Annotated in this window: 9 protein-coding genes; all 9 read right to left on the reverse strand. The window is 35.4% G+C overall.

Annotation, left to right across the window (positions count from 1 at the left end):
* Nucleotides 1-16: 16 nt before the first annotated feature.
* The 9 genes from Q0945_RS01800 to Q0945_RS01840 all read right to left on the reverse strand — a co-directional run bounded on the left by Q0945_RS01800 (nucleotide 17) and on the right by Q0945_RS01840 (nucleotide 15,809).
* On the reverse strand, nucleotides 17-772 hold the full coding sequence (locus tag Q0945_RS01800; protein WP_299430173.1) for a glucose 1-dehydrogenase: 756 nt from the start codon (nucleotides 770-772) through the stop codon (nucleotides 17-19).
* A 129-nt stretch (nucleotides 773-901) separates the two neighbouring features.
* On the reverse strand, nucleotides 902-1,057 hold the full coding sequence (locus Q0945_RS01805; RefSeq protein ID WP_299430175.1) for a hypothetical protein: 156 nt from the start codon (nucleotides 1,055-1,057) through the stop codon (nucleotides 902-904).
* 1 nt (nucleotide 1,058) lies between these two features.
* Nucleotides 1,059-1,238 carry a hypothetical protein gene (locus tag Q0945_RS01810; protein WP_299430177.1) on the reverse strand — a complete coding sequence of 60 codons (180 nt, stop codon included), beginning with the start codon at nucleotides 1,236-1,238 and terminating at the stop codon, nucleotides 1,059-1,061.
* 814 nt (nucleotides 1,239-2,052) lie between these two features.
* Entirely contained in the window at nucleotides 2,053-3,105 is a 1,053-nt protein-coding gene (gene rhaT, locus Q0945_RS01815) for an L-rhamnose/proton symporter RhaT (RefSeq protein WP_299430179.1), read from the reverse strand.
* Nucleotides 3,106-3,126: 21 nt separating this feature from the next.
* The gene (locus tag Q0945_RS01820) at nucleotides 3,127-4,521 is read right to left on the reverse strand and encodes a sulfatase (RefSeq protein WP_299430181.1); all 1,395 of its coding nucleotides are present in this window, start codon (nucleotides 4,519-4,521) and stop codon (nucleotides 3,127-3,129) included.
* A 62-nt stretch (nucleotides 4,522-4,583) separates the two neighbouring features.
* Complete coding sequence (locus Q0945_RS01825; protein WP_299430183.1) at nucleotides 4,584-8,069, reverse strand: glycosyl hydrolase; 3,486 nt, start codon at nucleotides 8,067-8,069, stop codon at nucleotides 4,584-4,586.
* A 19-nt stretch (nucleotides 8,070-8,088) separates the two neighbouring features.
* Nucleotides 8,089-11,370, reverse strand: a complete 3,282-nt coding sequence (locus Q0945_RS01830) for a glycosyl hydrolase (RefSeq protein WP_299430185.1) — start codon at nucleotides 11,368-11,370, stop codon at nucleotides 8,089-8,091.
* Between the two features lie 12 nt (nucleotides 11,371-11,382).
* Entirely contained in the window at nucleotides 11,383-14,232 is a 2,850-nt protein-coding gene (locus Q0945_RS01835; RefSeq protein ID WP_299430187.1) for a glycosyl hydrolase, read from the reverse strand.
* Between the two features lie 68 nt (nucleotides 14,233-14,300).
* Nucleotides 14,301-15,809: a sulfatase gene (locus Q0945_RS01840; RefSeq protein ID WP_299430189.1), complete on the reverse strand. Its 1,509-nt coding sequence runs from the start codon at nucleotides 15,807-15,809 to the stop codon at nucleotides 14,301-14,303.
* Nucleotides 15,810-15,850: the final 41 nt, after the last annotated feature.

Genomic DNA, 15,850 nt, shown 5'->3' on the forward strand with positions numbered 1-15,850 from the left:
CCTGTATTACTATAAACTAAAAACCTCCGGCTGCTCCACCATCGACAGGAAGGAAAACACCATTCACATACTTGCCAGCATCTGAGGCTAAATAAAGTGCCGCATAGCCAATATCTTCTGGCTCTCCAAAAATACCCGACGGAATCCTGCCAATAATTTTCGTTTTTCTTGGCAAATCGTTATCTGTAGCTTTGTAAAGCATTGGCGTTTTTATCCAACCAGGCGCTATGGCATTTATTCGAATATTGTCTACAGCAAGCTCTGAAACCATACTTCGCATAAGCCCTATAACAGCTGTTTTAGCGGTAGAGTAAGCTACTACTTGCTTCATACCCATTACCGCTGTCATAGAACTAATAAGAATTATAGAACCTTTTTTTCTCTTTATCATACCTTTAGCAAACTCTCTAGTAAGCGCAAAAACACTCAATAAATGTACATTAAGTACTTCTAAAAATTCGCTATCGGATGTATCTACTGCATTCTTTTTTAAGTGGGTTCCTGCACAGTTAACCAATACATCAAGACCACCCCAATCCTTTTCAATATTTTGTACTAAAGCAGGAATTTCATCTAATTGAGAGACATCAAAAGAAAGATATCGGCACTGTTCTCCTAATTCATTTTTGGCTTTAATGAGTTTATCTTCATTTCTACCAACTATTAATACCTCAGCCCCAGCTTCTACAAAAGTCTTTGCAATACCAAATCCTATACCACTTCCTCCTCCAGTAACTAGAGCTTTTTTTCCTTGTAAACTAAATATTTTCATTACTATACTTTATTTTTATATGTGATTTATTATTATATGATTCCAAATTTTTCAAAAGCATCTATTATACTCATGTCGTTTTGAAGTACTTTTTTTTCTATAATCTTTTCTAAAGCTTTATCAAAAACTTCATCTTGAATTTATTTCATAAGGGATAACAACTACGCCGCCTAAATCTCCATAAATTATACCTTCTGGATTAATATTTACCCATCCTATTTCTATAGAAACTCTATAATCTATTACTTTACCTCTCGAACCTTGGCCCTGCGGATAAGTACCCATACTAAAAACAAGACAGATTAACGTAATACTTCATCTCTGGAGTAGCCATATAAATAGCTCCTGAAGCCTTTAATTGGATTGCTCTAGTGCTCATAAACCTCCCCCACAACGCATACCATAAGGAAGAAACTGTACATATATAAACTTTATCTTCTTCTAAACTATCATGTGCTTTGAACATGATCCCAAAGGGTTCTTTTATGTGGCTATTGGATGACTTTTCTAACTATTCTCCAAAAAAGTCTGCTTCTAATACTGGCATTGTCTTTAGTTCTTTAAAATTATTGTAATACAACCATTAGTTCAATTGAAATTTAACTTGAATAATTTACGAATCCGTTTTAAAACAATTACAAAAATAATTATACAAGCGGTGAAACAAACAACCCTTTCTTGCTATTAAATAACCATTTTGTGCACAACTATAATTATCATGTATAGAAAAAACATAACGCGTCATTCCTGTATAAATAGATTATACCTATCCTAAAAAGAAATTATCTGTAAATTAATCTTAGAGCAAAAAAATAATAAAATTATTAAGATTTAGACACTTTCTAGTTTAATTGAATACGCTTTTATATTTACTATTGCCCTTACTTTTTTTAGAATAACGTCAGTAATAACCACTAAAACTGCTGTAACAACACCTGTATATTATTGATTATCTACAAGTGTTCACTACAATCTTCTTGAATTTTTAAGAACCAACCAAAAAGTGCTGAAAATACTGCAAAAACATCTCTTACATAAATCATTAAATTTATACCTGCCCTAAGTTCTTTTTATTTGCTTTTTTGTTAGTAATTCCAACATCAAGCCTACAACCAAAAGTCTTATTAAAAGTGTATTTACAAAAGGTACAAACCTCCTAAAATTGAAGAATATAGCTTGTAATTTCCATTCAATTATTTACTTTAAAGTTGTATATTTTTAATAAAAAAATCTTCCTTTTTGGTATCGCTACTATCCTATAGTACTATGTATTTTTGATGTTAAATAGAATTCCCTATTCCCACCAAAACAACAGATAATATAATCACTATAATTCCTGATGTTATTGTCCATTTGGTTTTTTTAGCAACACCATGCCACTCCTTACGATATACACCCCAAAGATTGGCCGTTAAAATAATGGTAGACATGTGTAAAATCCAAGAACTGGCACCATTGCCTAATTTGCTTTCTCCCATTCCGTAAAAGAAAAACTGTAAAAACCAGATAGTACCCGCTAAAGTAGAAAATAGTAAGTTTTTGGAAATTGGTGTTTCTTTATTGGTAAAGTCTTTATACGCCTTGTTCTTTAAACTCAAATAGGTTGTCCATACTAAATTAGAAACTAAACCTCCCCAAAGAATCACTACAAAAGTGACGTTATTGGCAAATAAATGATCGTATCCTGCTGCCACAGCAGCATCTGCAAGCGGTTTTCCTCCCTCAATACCAAAGCTAAAAAAAGAACTTAAAATTCCCGAAAGTACAGCAACAATTAATCCTTTTACTAAATTAAACTCGCTTACGCTCTTTTTCTTTTCTTCTTCCGAGAGTTCTTTTTCTTTCAGCATACCTGCCTTTCCACAAAGAGCTATCCCTAACAAACAGACTAACACCCCCAACAATACCACTTGACCGCCTGTTGAAGATATCATATCTGTAAATGATATTTTACCGTCTTGTGGATTAAAATTATAGTAAATAGAAGGTACAACAGCCCCAAAAGCAGCACAAAACCCTAATACTACAGAATTCCCTAAAGACATGCCTAAATAACGCACACCTAATCCATAAGATAGTCCTCCAACACCCCAAAGTAATCCCATTAAAAAAGTAAATCCTAGAATAGCACTAGAACTCGATGCTATAATATCTACAAAACCTGGAACAGTTAAATAAGCAGCTATTGGTGGCACAATTAGCCAAGACATTACGCCTCCTACCATCCAGTAGGTTTCCCATGCCCAACCTTTTACTTTATTATATGGCATATAAAAGCTTCCTGCGGCTACCCCTCCTAACGAGTGAAATATGACTCCTAATAGTGCTTGCATAATGTTTTAATTTACTTTTTACTACTCTATTTTATTTATGTATTCTGGATTTTCAGTTTTTGGAATAGGCGCATTGGTATCTTTCCACCATTGTTTTAACAATGTTAACAATTCAGTTGCTTTTTCAGGATTTACTTCTGCTAGATTATTTCTTTCTCCAATATCTTCGGATAAATTATATAGCTCTACGCCTTTATCTTCAAAGTAATAATGTAATTTCCAATATCCTTTTCTTACCACAGATCCTGGACGCGTTCTAAATAAAGGGTCGCGATTTTCGTTATCGTTTACGTTATATGCTTCTAAATAAACAGGGAAATGCCAAAACAGAGGTCGCTCAAAAACCTGTACATCTTCTTCTAAAACGGGTGCTAAATTATTTCCATCTAACTGAAGCGCACTGGCATCTACTCCTGCATATTTTAATACCGTTGGAAAAATATCTAAGTTAGTTATGGGAATTTCGCTCTTTGTGTTTGCCTTAATCTTATCTTTCAATACAAAGAAAAAAGGTTCTCTAATACCTCCCTCGTAATAGCTTCCTTTTCCTGCTCTAAGTGGTTTTTGTTTTGTTATGCCATACAAACCGCCATTGTCTGAAGTAAACACAATAAGCGTGTTATCAAAAAGGTTTCTTTCTTTCAATTTATTGATAAGTAAGCCTATATTTCTGTCTAAATTATCTACCATAGAAGCATATTGTGGGTTACCTTGCCCCTTCCATGGTGACTTTTTCTCATATTTAGGCACAATACTATCTATTGCCATTATAGGCACGTGCACTGCATAAGGCGAATAGTTCAAATAAAATGGTTTTTGAACGGTATCTACAAACTTTAAAGCATTTTCCATGACCAAATCAGTCAAATATTGACTATTGCCTTTTTCTATCTTCACATTTTTATAAGGTGGATAATAGCTTTTAGGTAACCCATTGTGCCCTCCAGCAATATTTACATCAAATCCATATTCTAAGGGGTTATCACTTAAATGCCATTTTCCAGCATGACAAGTAACATATCCATTTTCATTTAAAACCTCAGGTAAAATATGATGTTTTGGCGATAAAGTATGTGTGTTTTTTGTAGGGATAATTTTTCTGTCTTCAGATTTACCTCTAGTTGACGGACTCACGGTATAAACCCCATGACGTGGCGCCCATTGCCCAGTCATTAAATTAGCCCTACTAGGCGCACAATTCGAGGCAGATGCATACCCATTTGTAAACACCATTCCTAAACTAGATAGGTAATCTATATTTGGTGTTTCGTAATATTCGCTTCCCATAAAACCAACATCTTTCCAGCCCATGTCATCAACATTTATAATGATGATATTGGGTATGGTTGTATCTTGCTTGGTTTTACAAGCTACACATATTAGTAACACTAAACATAAGGGTATTATTCGCATCATATTTTAATTTTGTTAGCTAATTTAAAACTTAAATTAACTTCAATAAACTTTGTTTTAATTTTCTATAACTTCTTGACTTTTGAAACACTAATTTTAACAGGACCTATTAAACCAGATGGCAAAAGTTCTGAGTTTTTATTATAATGTTTAAACGCAGCTAAAGTTACACGTTCTGTTGGTCGATTGGTATTGTTTAAAAGCCACTCTGGCCAGTCTTTTATATTTGGTCCTTTTCTTTCGTAATCTAGCTCCATCAGCTCATCGCCAATTAATCTATTTGGCCAGAGGTTAGTAATTTTTACTTCAAGTGTGTTGGTACCCTTTAAGATTGCATCATCAAGATTGATGCTGTATGGGGTTTTCCATAAAATTCCAAGGTTTTCTCCATTAATAATCACTTCAGCAATTACCTTAACATTACTTAAATCTAATTCTAAAGAATAACACGATTTTATAAGTTTTGTAGGGATTTGAAACTCTTTTTTATAGCTAGCTGTCCCCGAAAAATAACGAATATCTTCTTCTAAAGCATCCGACCAAGAAATCAATTGATTAAATGTAGTTTCTAAAGTATCTTTGTTTATTAGCGGGAAGCTTACTTGCCAATCATTAGATAAATCAATAGGCTCAGGTATTGATTTTACTTTTAAAGTTTTGGTTTTTCCGTTTGACGATTCGTATTTTATTTCTCCAGCAAAGGGTGTAACCAAATTCACTTTATCATCTTCAAATACTAATTTTGGTCCTGGTGTTGTTTGAGTCAATTTTAATATCCCTTCATTGGAAACAGCAACCATTTTCTCTTCATTATTAGTTGTGTAAATAACACGTAGGGCTTTCTTTGTCTTAATTTCTTTTCCTTCAAGAAAACTGTCATTTACTGGAATTTCATATACACCTGAAGCAACCATTGATTTTACTTTTTCAGTTACATCAAAAACTGGTTTATTTGGTGGGATGCCATCAACACCTCTAGCAAATTTTCCAAAGACAGCTTTTAAGACCGTTAATTTCCCGCTGTTTGTAGCCTCTATTTCTAACCATTCTCTTTCCATGGCATTTTTTTCGAAGACCTCTTCTCCTATTGTATATTGAATGCGTAATTCTTTTTTGTAACCAGGTGCCGGATCACCTATAGAAAGTTCTCTCGTAGCGTGTATATTCAATCCATTATTTTGAATCCTGTTTGCAACTACCTCCGTGACATCAACCAAGCCATCAGGTAAAAATGTTCCATATTCTGCTTTGATAATTTTCAAGTTTGAAAGGGGCGTTACTACTGGATTTTTCAACTTCATTTCAGCATTTACAATGTGTTGATCTGAATATATCGGATTTCTAAAAACCACAAAAACAGAACCTTCTGGTTCAAACGCTACCGATACTGTTGTAGTACCATCATCATTTTTATGCCATATTGTAGCCTTAGTTATTTCTCCGGTTTCGGCATTCCAAAGCTCAGGTTGTTTTCCTGACACTCTAAAACGACAGGCTAACTCTCGACTTTCTTTCTTAGAATTTACTACAAAATAAATGTCCGTATCTTCTGTTTTTCTGTGAATAAAATCAATAGATTCACGGTGTCCTTCTTCAATAGAAAAATCTGGAGGCAATGTGCCGTTTTTTAAAACATCTAAAATCGAGTTATCTTTAATAATACCAGAATTCCATAAATTATCAGCTAACTCAACAACCTTTTCATCGCAAGTAGGATACTTTTCAAGACTTGGCGATTTTTTTGGTTTTGGACCACTAATTTGTGCTCCTAAATTGGCTAGTTCTTTAATCTTAGTAAGTGTTTCTGGTGTCATCCATTCGATTGAAGGCAATACCAAAGCCTTGTATTTTTCTCCAACTGTGGTGTAAATAAGACCGTCTTTTACCGTTAACGAATGTATTTTGTTCGACCCAATCACATCATAATCATAGCCTAGTGCTTTTAGTTCTGGCATTAAAAGCGCATCATTTGGAGATGCTTCTCCTGTAAAAACCAAGACATCGGCTACCGAGGTGCCTTGCTGTAGTAAAAACTGACCTCTACTAATATAATTTACAAAAGGTTTGCTCTGATTCCACCACGTATTTAAACGGTTAAAATCTGTTCCAAAAACTTGTAAAGTCAATCCAGGTCCAACATTCCAAGGTTGGTGTACATAACAGTGAAAAACAAAACGATTGATCCCTTGCGCCCAGGCCAAGTCGCCCATGGCTTTTAGTGTACCTGGATGTTGGTTCCAGCCTCCCATACCAGTAAAAGATTCTGCTTCAGCAATTGGGCTTCCATTTAATTTGGCAATCGAAGCAACAAATTTTGGCGAGTCAAAAAAGGCCAAACTACCACTCCAAAACTCTGACATTACCACATCAGCAGTTGCACCAACTTGCATGCTATCAAATGGTCCCCAATAGGGTTCTGTAGAAAATTGCATGCCGTTTTTATGGCAAAGTTCACCGAAATAACCGTAATAATTCTTAGCAATTAAATCTCCAATAGTGCGTCTAAAATCCCAAAGAAAACGTTCCGTTTCTTCGCCGTTTTCTATATAGTAACCGGCTAATGCAGGTAAATATGCTTTACAGTTGTAAGAACGAAGGTTTTTAAATTCTTCAGCGAAATTTGCTGTCCAGTTTGTAGTACCTACCTCGTAGCTATCAATATGGCATCTTGTAACAGCAGTACCTATTAAAGTATCTAATTTTTTAATAATGGGTTGGATGCCACCTTGCCAAAAAACATCAACCGCTTTTTTATTCATTTTATCGCATTCTAAACCACGTCCGCCATCACTCGGAAAACGATTTTTTTCACCAGTTGGTGTATGTCCAATTCGTAAAATAGTCCATTCGCCTTTAGGTGCTTGCCATTTTAAAACCCCATCTTTCGAAAGCTTTGTTGTCAAATCGATAATTTCTGCTTTTTTAACTATTGCCAAATCAGAAACATTCTTATTATCAGGTGTTAGGTGGTTTCTAACTTTATGCGAAAGTATTTTTGTATCTAATTTGTCAATACGCTGGTCGTTTTTAGGTTTAGGAAAAGCAAGAATGGCGATGTCTCTATAATAATTTAAGTGTGTTTTAGGTTGAGGTAGTTTAGCATTAAATGTGTTATTTCCGGTATGTGAGGTTTCAGAAAAAACCAGTTCTTGCATGGCATATTCTGGGGTGATTGATGGCCCTCCCGTTGACGACCAACCGGCACCATTATGAAAACTTAATTCGAGTTTTAACCGTTTGGCCTCCGAAGCTGCAAAATGAAATAAATCTAGCCATGCCGTACTTAAATAATCAGCAAAACCTTTGGGATTTCCTAAATTCACATTAAAAATCAGAGCGCCCTGAATGCCTACGTTTTTCATAGCTTCTAAGTCGGCTGTTATACCTTCTTTTGTAACGTTTCCGTTTATCCAAAACCACATAGTACGTGGTTTCGCAGATGCTGGCGGATTCTGAAAATTTTGTTCTAAGGGTGTATTTTGGGCAGTTAAATTTGATACAAATAGACTCAGTATTAATGCTAAAAACAAGGTTTTACAGGATGCTTTCATTTTTTTGATAGTACGATTTTTAATTGTCATTTATTATGGATAGCCATACGCTACCTGATATACCTGAGTGCATGATGCCGTTATTTGGCATTTTTTCAAGGGTGTTTGCTAGCACCCATGTGTCTCTTTCGTGTTGAGGTTTCTTGTTTTGCCACAACATTTGGTTCATCCAATTATTTGTAACATCAATTTCTAGGACATTTGTCCCAGGTTTAGCAGTGTTAACCATCGCTATTCGGTAAGGATTTGTCCAAAGTGTTCCAAGTTTTTTCCCGTTGAGTTTAACAGTTGCTATGGTTCCTATATTTTCAAAATTTAATGCAATGCTTTGTTTTGCTTCTTCTTCAGTTAATTCAAAAGAAGTTTTATATGTGGCGGTTCCAGAGAAATATTTAATCTTTTCATCAGAGGAAGTTGTCCAGTCAAATAAAGGTTGTTTTTTTAGTGTAAAATCGGTTTCTAACCATTTGTTTTTAAATTGAATATCCCATAATGAACTTAATTGTTTCAATGGTTTTTCAGCTTCGAAATTTTGTCCTACAGATAGGTTTTTATTTATTCCATGCCCCTGCTCTCTAAATACAATAAAGTAGCTTTCATTCACATCAAAACTTAAAGGAACAATGGTACGCTCTCCTTCATTACTATACATAGACAGTTTACGAGATGTAGCATCAAGTGCGGACCAAAGTTCTGGACTTTTTCCAGCAATTCTAAACGAAGCATCAAAGGTTACTTTGGTATCCCCTTGATTAGTTATAAAATAAATATCTGCCCCCTTTAACTTGCGATGTATCCATTTTACATTTAACGAATCAGGAAAAATAAAATCCTCAAATATTCCATGTTTGTTTAAAATCTCATTGATATTTCCGTTCGCATACACATGTCCTTTTCCTAATTTATGATGGAAAAAATCTTTAGTGTTTGGAAGTGATTCACCCCATAATTCCTTAACCAGTTGCTGTACTTCAATATCACAATTTGGATAATTTTGAAGGCTTGGAGATTTTTCGGGCGGCATTCCTATTAAAGTTGCACCTTGCTCAACCAACTCTTTAAGTTTTTTTAAAACCTTAGGGCGCATCGTATTCCAAGGAGGCAATACCAATGCGCTATAGCTTGCTCCGCTTTTTAAAACAAGTCGCCCGTTTTCTACTTTTGTCTGTTCTGTAATGATTTCTGCATTGATAAAATCATATTCATAACCCGTAGAGAGATTTTTATCTACCCATCCTCTCATTTTAGGAGACTCTTCACCAATATAAAAACAAACGTCAGCAATATGTTTTCCTTGTTGCAATAGAAAATAGTTTCTACGTTGGTAAGTAACCCATTCTTTACTTTGCGCAAACCAAGTGTTGTTTCTATTAAATTCTGTTCCGAACCATGCATTCATCCCCGGAAATTTATCTTCATAAGGCTGATGAATATACACATGTAAAATTCCTTGATTTACACCTTGTGTATAGCTCCAATCTCCTGATTTTTTTAACTTAATAGGGCTTACAGAAAAAGGAACTTCGCGTGAAGTGTAAGACTCTGCATAGACTCTGTTTTTACCATAAATATGACTGGCAGATGCTGCAAGTTTAGATTCGGGTCCTTGACGATGGATCCAGAATTCTCCTCCAATTTCATTAGCACGACCACCATATTTTAAAAATTCCGAAGGAAAGCCAAAATGCCCATAGTTTTCAAGCCACATAGATACACCATTTTCTTCACAGATTTCTCTCAGTCCACCCACATACTCATTGGCAACCTTATCTGCTATTAATCGACGTATATCCCACAAAAAACGATCCGATTCTTCTGCAGAATTTACTATGTTTCCTGTAAGTGTTGCTAGCCAAGGTATAGGGTCATAGCCATAGGCTTGTTCAAATGACTCCTTCATATCATCTGTCCAGTTTTGAGGTCCTGTTTCGTAGCTGTCCGCAATAACACGTTTTAGAGATTTACGCTCTTCCGGAGTCATGGATTTTATCATTTTCCCCATATAAGCATCAAAGTGAGAACGCAAAGCTTTTTTACTCAATTTATCCACTTCAAGTCCGCGAGCATCAGGGGTTGCAGGACGGTTAGTTTGCCCTGTAGGTGTCATTCCTATACGCAGTATTTTCCATTGTCCTGCAGGTACATTATCCCATTTTAGCACATTGCCATCAAAATGTTCGGTTAAGTTTATAATTTCATCCGTATGCAATACGTCTTGTTGCTCACTGTATTCTGGTGTTTTCCATTGAAATACTTCCCATCCAGGAACACCTCTATTCGCCATTTTATTGAGCCATTTTTCATTCCCATGTTCAATTTTATAGGCATCGGAAATATGAATACCTGTCAATTCAAAATTAGCAGGTACCGTGTCTATTACGATTCTAAATTTTTTAGCCTTAATATTGTCCAATGCCATAATCATATCCGCATCAGGTATAGGGCCACGCCCAGGCAAACTAAAAGCACGATCAAAAAGGGTTTTCTTTATCGATTCGTATTTTCCGTTTTGGTAGACTTGCACTTCAACATTCGATGTAAAGTGCATTTTTGTTGGGCTAACGGTAAGACTTCTTGCTGTTATAGGCGTATCAAATGAAACCTCAAAGATTAAAGGTTCTTGCCCATTGTTATTAAAAGTAGTTACTGTAGATTTATTTTGATCTAGCAAGTTTTTTAATGCCGAAGCTTTACAGTTTAGAGCCTTGATTTTAGGAGTAGCTGTAAACTTTTGATGAATAGGGTACCCTAAAACCGATACATCCTGAAAAAATTCTTTTGGCTTTTCTAGTGCTATCTCAATATTTTTATCACCAGTTACAACGGTTTCAGAATGCGTCAAATAGCGCATTGCCTGTTCTTCTTTCACCCATGGTCCACCAGACTGACTCCAACCTGGTGAGTTGAAAAAACTAATATTAATCCCTAATCTCGTACCCTCACTTATCGCATGACGCATACAATCCCACCATTTTTCGCTTAGCGAAGGGGTTTTTCCCATTGGTGTATCATAACTTAATCCATGTGGATTGGTTGAAGGAGGCATGTAAAATATATCCCCAATAAAAACCTCTCCGATACCAACGGCATTCATGGCTTCTAAATCTTTAGTAATACCTTCTTTAGAAATATGTCCACTTAAAAAATACCAATAAATACCAGGTTTTGTTGAATCAGGAGGATTTATAAACCCTTCTTTTAAATTGGCATATTCTTGAGGTGTTATTGATGCTATATCTCCTTTTTTACATGAAGAAATAGTCAATACAAATAGTATAAGAATTAAAAAATATCGTTTCATAATCAAATAAAATTAGTCATTTTTTGTAATTAAGATTTGTACAGGCCCAATTAATCCAGAAGGAAGAAGCTTTGTTCCTTTAGTGAACTTTCGGATATTGGTTTTAGCAAATTGCTCTTTTTCTGGTAAAAAGGCATCACCAATAAGACGATTTGGCCAAAGGTTAACAACATCTATTTCTAAAGTATTGCCTTTTGCCTTTACATGCGATGTCATGTTTACTCGGTATGGTTTTGACCAAGCAACTCCTAAATCTACACCGTTCAATGTAACACGAGCCAACTCATGTACTTGTCCTAAATCAATGTAAAGCTCTTGATTTTCATTTAAAGAGATCATATCGAAAGTTTTATGATAGGTAGCAGTACCCGAGTAATATTTAATACCTGAGTTTTCATGCGCAGACCAATCTACTAAATTTGGAAAAATGATTGATTCTGGTCCTCCCCAATTTGTATCAAAACTCAAATTCCAAGACCCTTCAATAATTTTAACTACTTGAAATTCAGTCCAATTTAAAGTTGAATTTTGTATTGATATTGGTTCTTTAAAAACAACAAAATAAGAACTACAAGATCCAAATTCCATAGGGATAATGGTTTGTCCGTTTTCTACTTTAAAATTGCTTAAAAGACGCGTTTCGCCAGTAACAGGATTCCACAATTCTGGTTGTTTACCACTCACTCTAAAACTACAGGCTACTTTTTCAGTAGGTTGCCATTTACTTGCAACATAATAGATATCGGTATCTTCCGTTTTACGGTGGATGAAATCGATAACCCCAGCATCACTTAAACCTTTACATTCAAAATCTGGAGGGATATTTTGATTTTGCAAGACTTCTCGAATCGATTTATTCCAAACAAATTTGCCTTTACCAATTTTATGTTCTCCCTTTTCAAGGTGAGCCCAAATACGCTTTGTCAAATTTTGGTACTCAGCAAGATTATCTTTATTACCCAACATCGAAGATTCTATTTTACCCACAACTGTTGCTCCTTGTTCTACAAGTTTTACTATTTTTTTTAGTGCTTTTAGCGATACAGGTGTTTTTTCGTCAATAACCAAAATCTTATAGTTCATACCGTCAGGCAACACCAGTTTGTCATTCTTGAATTCTAGTCTATTTAGCAGAACCTCTTCGTTGCACTTATCGTAATCGTAACCTTGACCTAAACTTTGTGGTGGATTCTTCATTCCGTCTTCCCATTCAAATGCATCAGCACCTGAGCGTAATCCATGACCGTTATAAAACAGCACATCGGCAACAAACAAACCTTGTTGCAACATGTAAGAACAACGTGAAAGGTAGTCAATAAAAGGCATCGACTGGTTCCACCAGGTATTGGTGCGGTCAAAATGAGTACCTGCACTATGGGTTAAACCAGGTACATCGGTAACAGACGGACGATGTGAAAATGTGTGAAAACAAATCCAATTGAGTCCATCACAAAATGCCTGATCCGCAACTGCTTTCATTTGAAAAGGAGATACCTCCCAATTAGGACCAACGGAAGTAAAGGATTCTGCAAATACTTTTTTAATTCCATAGGTATGTGCTGCGGTTGCCGCTTCACGCACTAAGAAGCGCCCACTTGGTTTTTCTCTGTGAGATGATGGCATCCAAAATTCTCCCATCGCTACATCGCATTTACTTACGCATTTTTTTAAATCGGCTTGGTATTGGTGCGGTCCTGCAGCTTCCGCATAAGATTCTAATTTGTGTTCGTGAGCAACCTCTTGCTGTCTTCCATAATGATTTTCAGAAATTAAATCGCTAATGGTTAATCTAAAATCATTTAAAAAATATTCAGTTTTCTCATTAGATTCAATATTAACTCCAATTAAGGAGGGCAGGTATTTTACAATATCATAACCTCGACGTTGTTTAAATTCTTCTGGGAAATGTTTCGTCCAATTTGGGTCACCAGCTTCCCAACTATCGCATTCTACGTATTTAAAAGCATGCCTTTCTTCCGGACTCATCTCCTTTAGTAAGGTTCCCACAGTTTTTTGCCAATGCAAATCAAAAGCTTCTCTACTTAGATGGTCGATATAAAATACACCCCCTAAATTACGTCCAGTTGGGCGGTAACCGAACCGAATGACGCGCCAATCACCTTTGGGAGCATCCCATTTTAAATGGCCATTTTCATCAAGCTTGTCGGTTATGTTTATTATTTCGTTTATCGAGGGTGTTTTCGTATCAGGTAAAGCCAAAACTGCAATCTCATTGTAAAAAGCATTTTGCGCGTCTTTTACCGTTTGATTTTCTCGTTGTCTTATTGTTTGAACAGGAAGTTTAGGTTTTGGAAATTCTTGGTTGATCCTTTTCCCTCCTTCAACTGATAGTTCACTCCAAACCAGCTCTTGTTGACCATAATTAGGTGTTACCCAAGGCGCAGCACATCCTGCAGGTCCAATAAACACCCCAAAGTCTAGTCCTAGTCTTCCAGCTTCAAAAGATGCAAAACGTACCATGTCTCGCCATGGTTTTGACCAGAGTTCCATTTTATCATTGGGTTGACTCAAGCTTCCGCCTTTGTATTCGTTTGTAATTTCGTATCTGATTTCCGTAGTATCAATAACAGTCTTCTTTTTCCATTTATGCGGACCAAAAGGACCAACACCACCGTCTAACACCATACAACCGGATAAGCCTTTGGCTTTCATTTCTTCAAGATCTCTAGTAATGGCTTCTTTATTAGTTGGCGTTTGTAACCACCACCACCATGCTTGAGGTCGTACTTGGTGTGGTGGGCTTAGAAAACCTTTTTCAAGTAAGCTATTTTGGGCTTTTAAATCTGAAATTACTAAACTCAATAACGCAATTGTAAAGAAAGTTCTAATAAGTATTTTCATTCGTACTTTTATAATTATTTCATATACTAAACAGATGGAATAATAGTCCTAAGTATTAGATTTTAAATTCACTTATTTATAAATTCTTCTGGTGATTGAACCACGCCATTACCGCCTTCAAAACTCCAATAGTCTATACAATTCTTTTTTTTATCTAAAACATAATCCCATTTTTTAAGATAGAAATCTCGAGGTTTAAAATCATCACCGATAGTCTTAAGTTGCTGATTTAATTTGGCATACAGTGTTTTTTGGAGACTTGCAAACTTTGGATTCCCAATTAAGTTGTTCATCTGGTAAGGATCTTTTATATTATCAAAAAGCTTAGTTGCTCCTTCTAAGGTACGTTCATAAGTATATTGCTTGGTACGAATAGCGCGATATTCATCTGCTCTGGCATTATCAGCAAAAGGACATACACTCATCACTAAAGCCGTACGATCTGCATTAGGGTCTGGATTTTTTATCAATCTAGATAAATCTTCACCTTCAATTGTTTTGGGAATAGGTAGATTAGCCAAACCTAGTAATGAAGGTAAAATATCAGGAGTATTAATAGGGGCGTTCACCACAGTTCCTTTATGCTTTTCTATAGAAGGATACTTTATAAGGAAAGGCACTTTGATAGACTCGTCCCAACTCAATTGTTTTTTATAAGGTCTAGCACCATGAGCACCCATCATTTCTCCATGATCTGCAGAAAACACAATAATAGTATTGTCAGATAAATTTAAGTCCTTAATCTTTGCCAATATAATTCCTATAACCTCGTCTGTTGCAGTACAATGTGCATAGTAACCTTGCAACTCTTTACGAGTCTTTTCTTCTTTATCTTTAGGCACATTGGGGTTGATGATTAAATCGGCTGTTGGATACAAAGCTTTATACTTCTGAGGTGCACTATAATGAGGAAAATGAGGGGTTGATATAGAAATAAACATTAAAAATGGATTATCATCTTTTGCATGTTCAGTCATATATTTATTCGCGTCTTTGATAATAGCAAAAGGTGAATATTCATTCCAATATTTAAGTATTGCATCATCATTATCATAATAAGGCATTTTATTATAATCATGAGAACATTCTAATGCTTTCCAATAGTCAAAACCTTGACGTCTTTCTTTTGGTGTATAATTTTCCCTTCCATGACCGTCCAAATGCCATTTACCCCAATAAGCAGTATTATAACCCTCAGATTTAAATATTTCTGCCATACAAAGTTCATTACTTGGCAAGTAAAGATCGTTTAGAATCATACCTGTACTGGTGGGGTATCGTCCTGTCATAAGGGCTGCTCTATGCGGTGTACAAACAGGCATAACAGATACAGCATTTGTAAAATTTACTGATTCCTTAGAAAATTCATCAAGATTTGGTGTCTTAACATTAACATCTCCTGCATAACCTAAAGCCGAACTCCTCCATTGATCTGTCAAAATATAAACTATGTTAGGTTTCTTTTTTGATTGGGTTGTATTTGTATTATTTAGATTTTCCTTTTTCTTTATATTGTTGCAGCTGGTTAATGTAGTTGACACAATTGAAATAACTAGTAACAAACTCTTGAAATTCATTCTTTTTTACTTTTAATATTTTTATTTTTTTATACTTAATA

The organism is uncultured Maribacter sp., from assembly GCF_947500405.1.
GTDB lineage: Bacteria > Bacteroidota > Bacteroidia > Flavobacteriales > Flavobacteriaceae > Maribacter_B.

Excerpts from the sequence above, each read along its gene's own strand:
- Q0945_RS01810 (WP_299430177.1), bottom strand. The coding sequence starts at position 1,238 with ATGTTCAAAGCACATGATAGTTTAGAAGAAGATAAAGTTTATATATGT.
- Q0945_RS01805 (WP_299430175.1), bottom strand. The coding sequence starts at position 1,057 with ATGGGTACTTATCCGCAGGGCCAAGGTTCGAGAGGTAAAGTAATAGAT.
- rhaT (WP_299430179.1), bottom strand. The coding sequence starts at position 3,105 with ATGCAAGCACTATTAGGAGTCATATTTCACTCGTTAGGAGGGGTAGCC.
- Q0945_RS01835 (WP_299430187.1), bottom strand. The coding sequence starts at position 14,232 with ATGAAAATACTTATTAGAACTTTCTTTACAATTGCGTTATTGAGTTTA.
- Q0945_RS01820 (WP_299430181.1), bottom strand. The coding sequence starts at position 4,521 with ATGATGCGAATAATACCCTTATGTTTAGTGTTACTAATATGTGTAGCT.
- Q0945_RS01840 (WP_299430189.1), bottom strand. The coding sequence starts at position 15,809 with ATGAATTTCAAGAGTTTGTTACTAGTTATTTCAATTGTGTCAACTACA.
- Q0945_RS01830 (WP_299430185.1), bottom strand. The coding sequence starts at position 11,370 with ATGAAACGATATTTTTTAATTCTTATACTATTTGTATTGACTATTTCT.
- Q0945_RS01825 (WP_299430183.1), bottom strand. The coding sequence starts at position 8,069 with ATGAAAGCATCCTGTAAAACCTTGTTTTTAGCATTAATACTGAGTCTA.
- Q0945_RS01800 (WP_299430173.1), bottom strand. The coding sequence starts at position 772 with ATGAAAATATTTAGTTTACAAGGAAAAAAAGCTCTAGTTACTGGAGGA.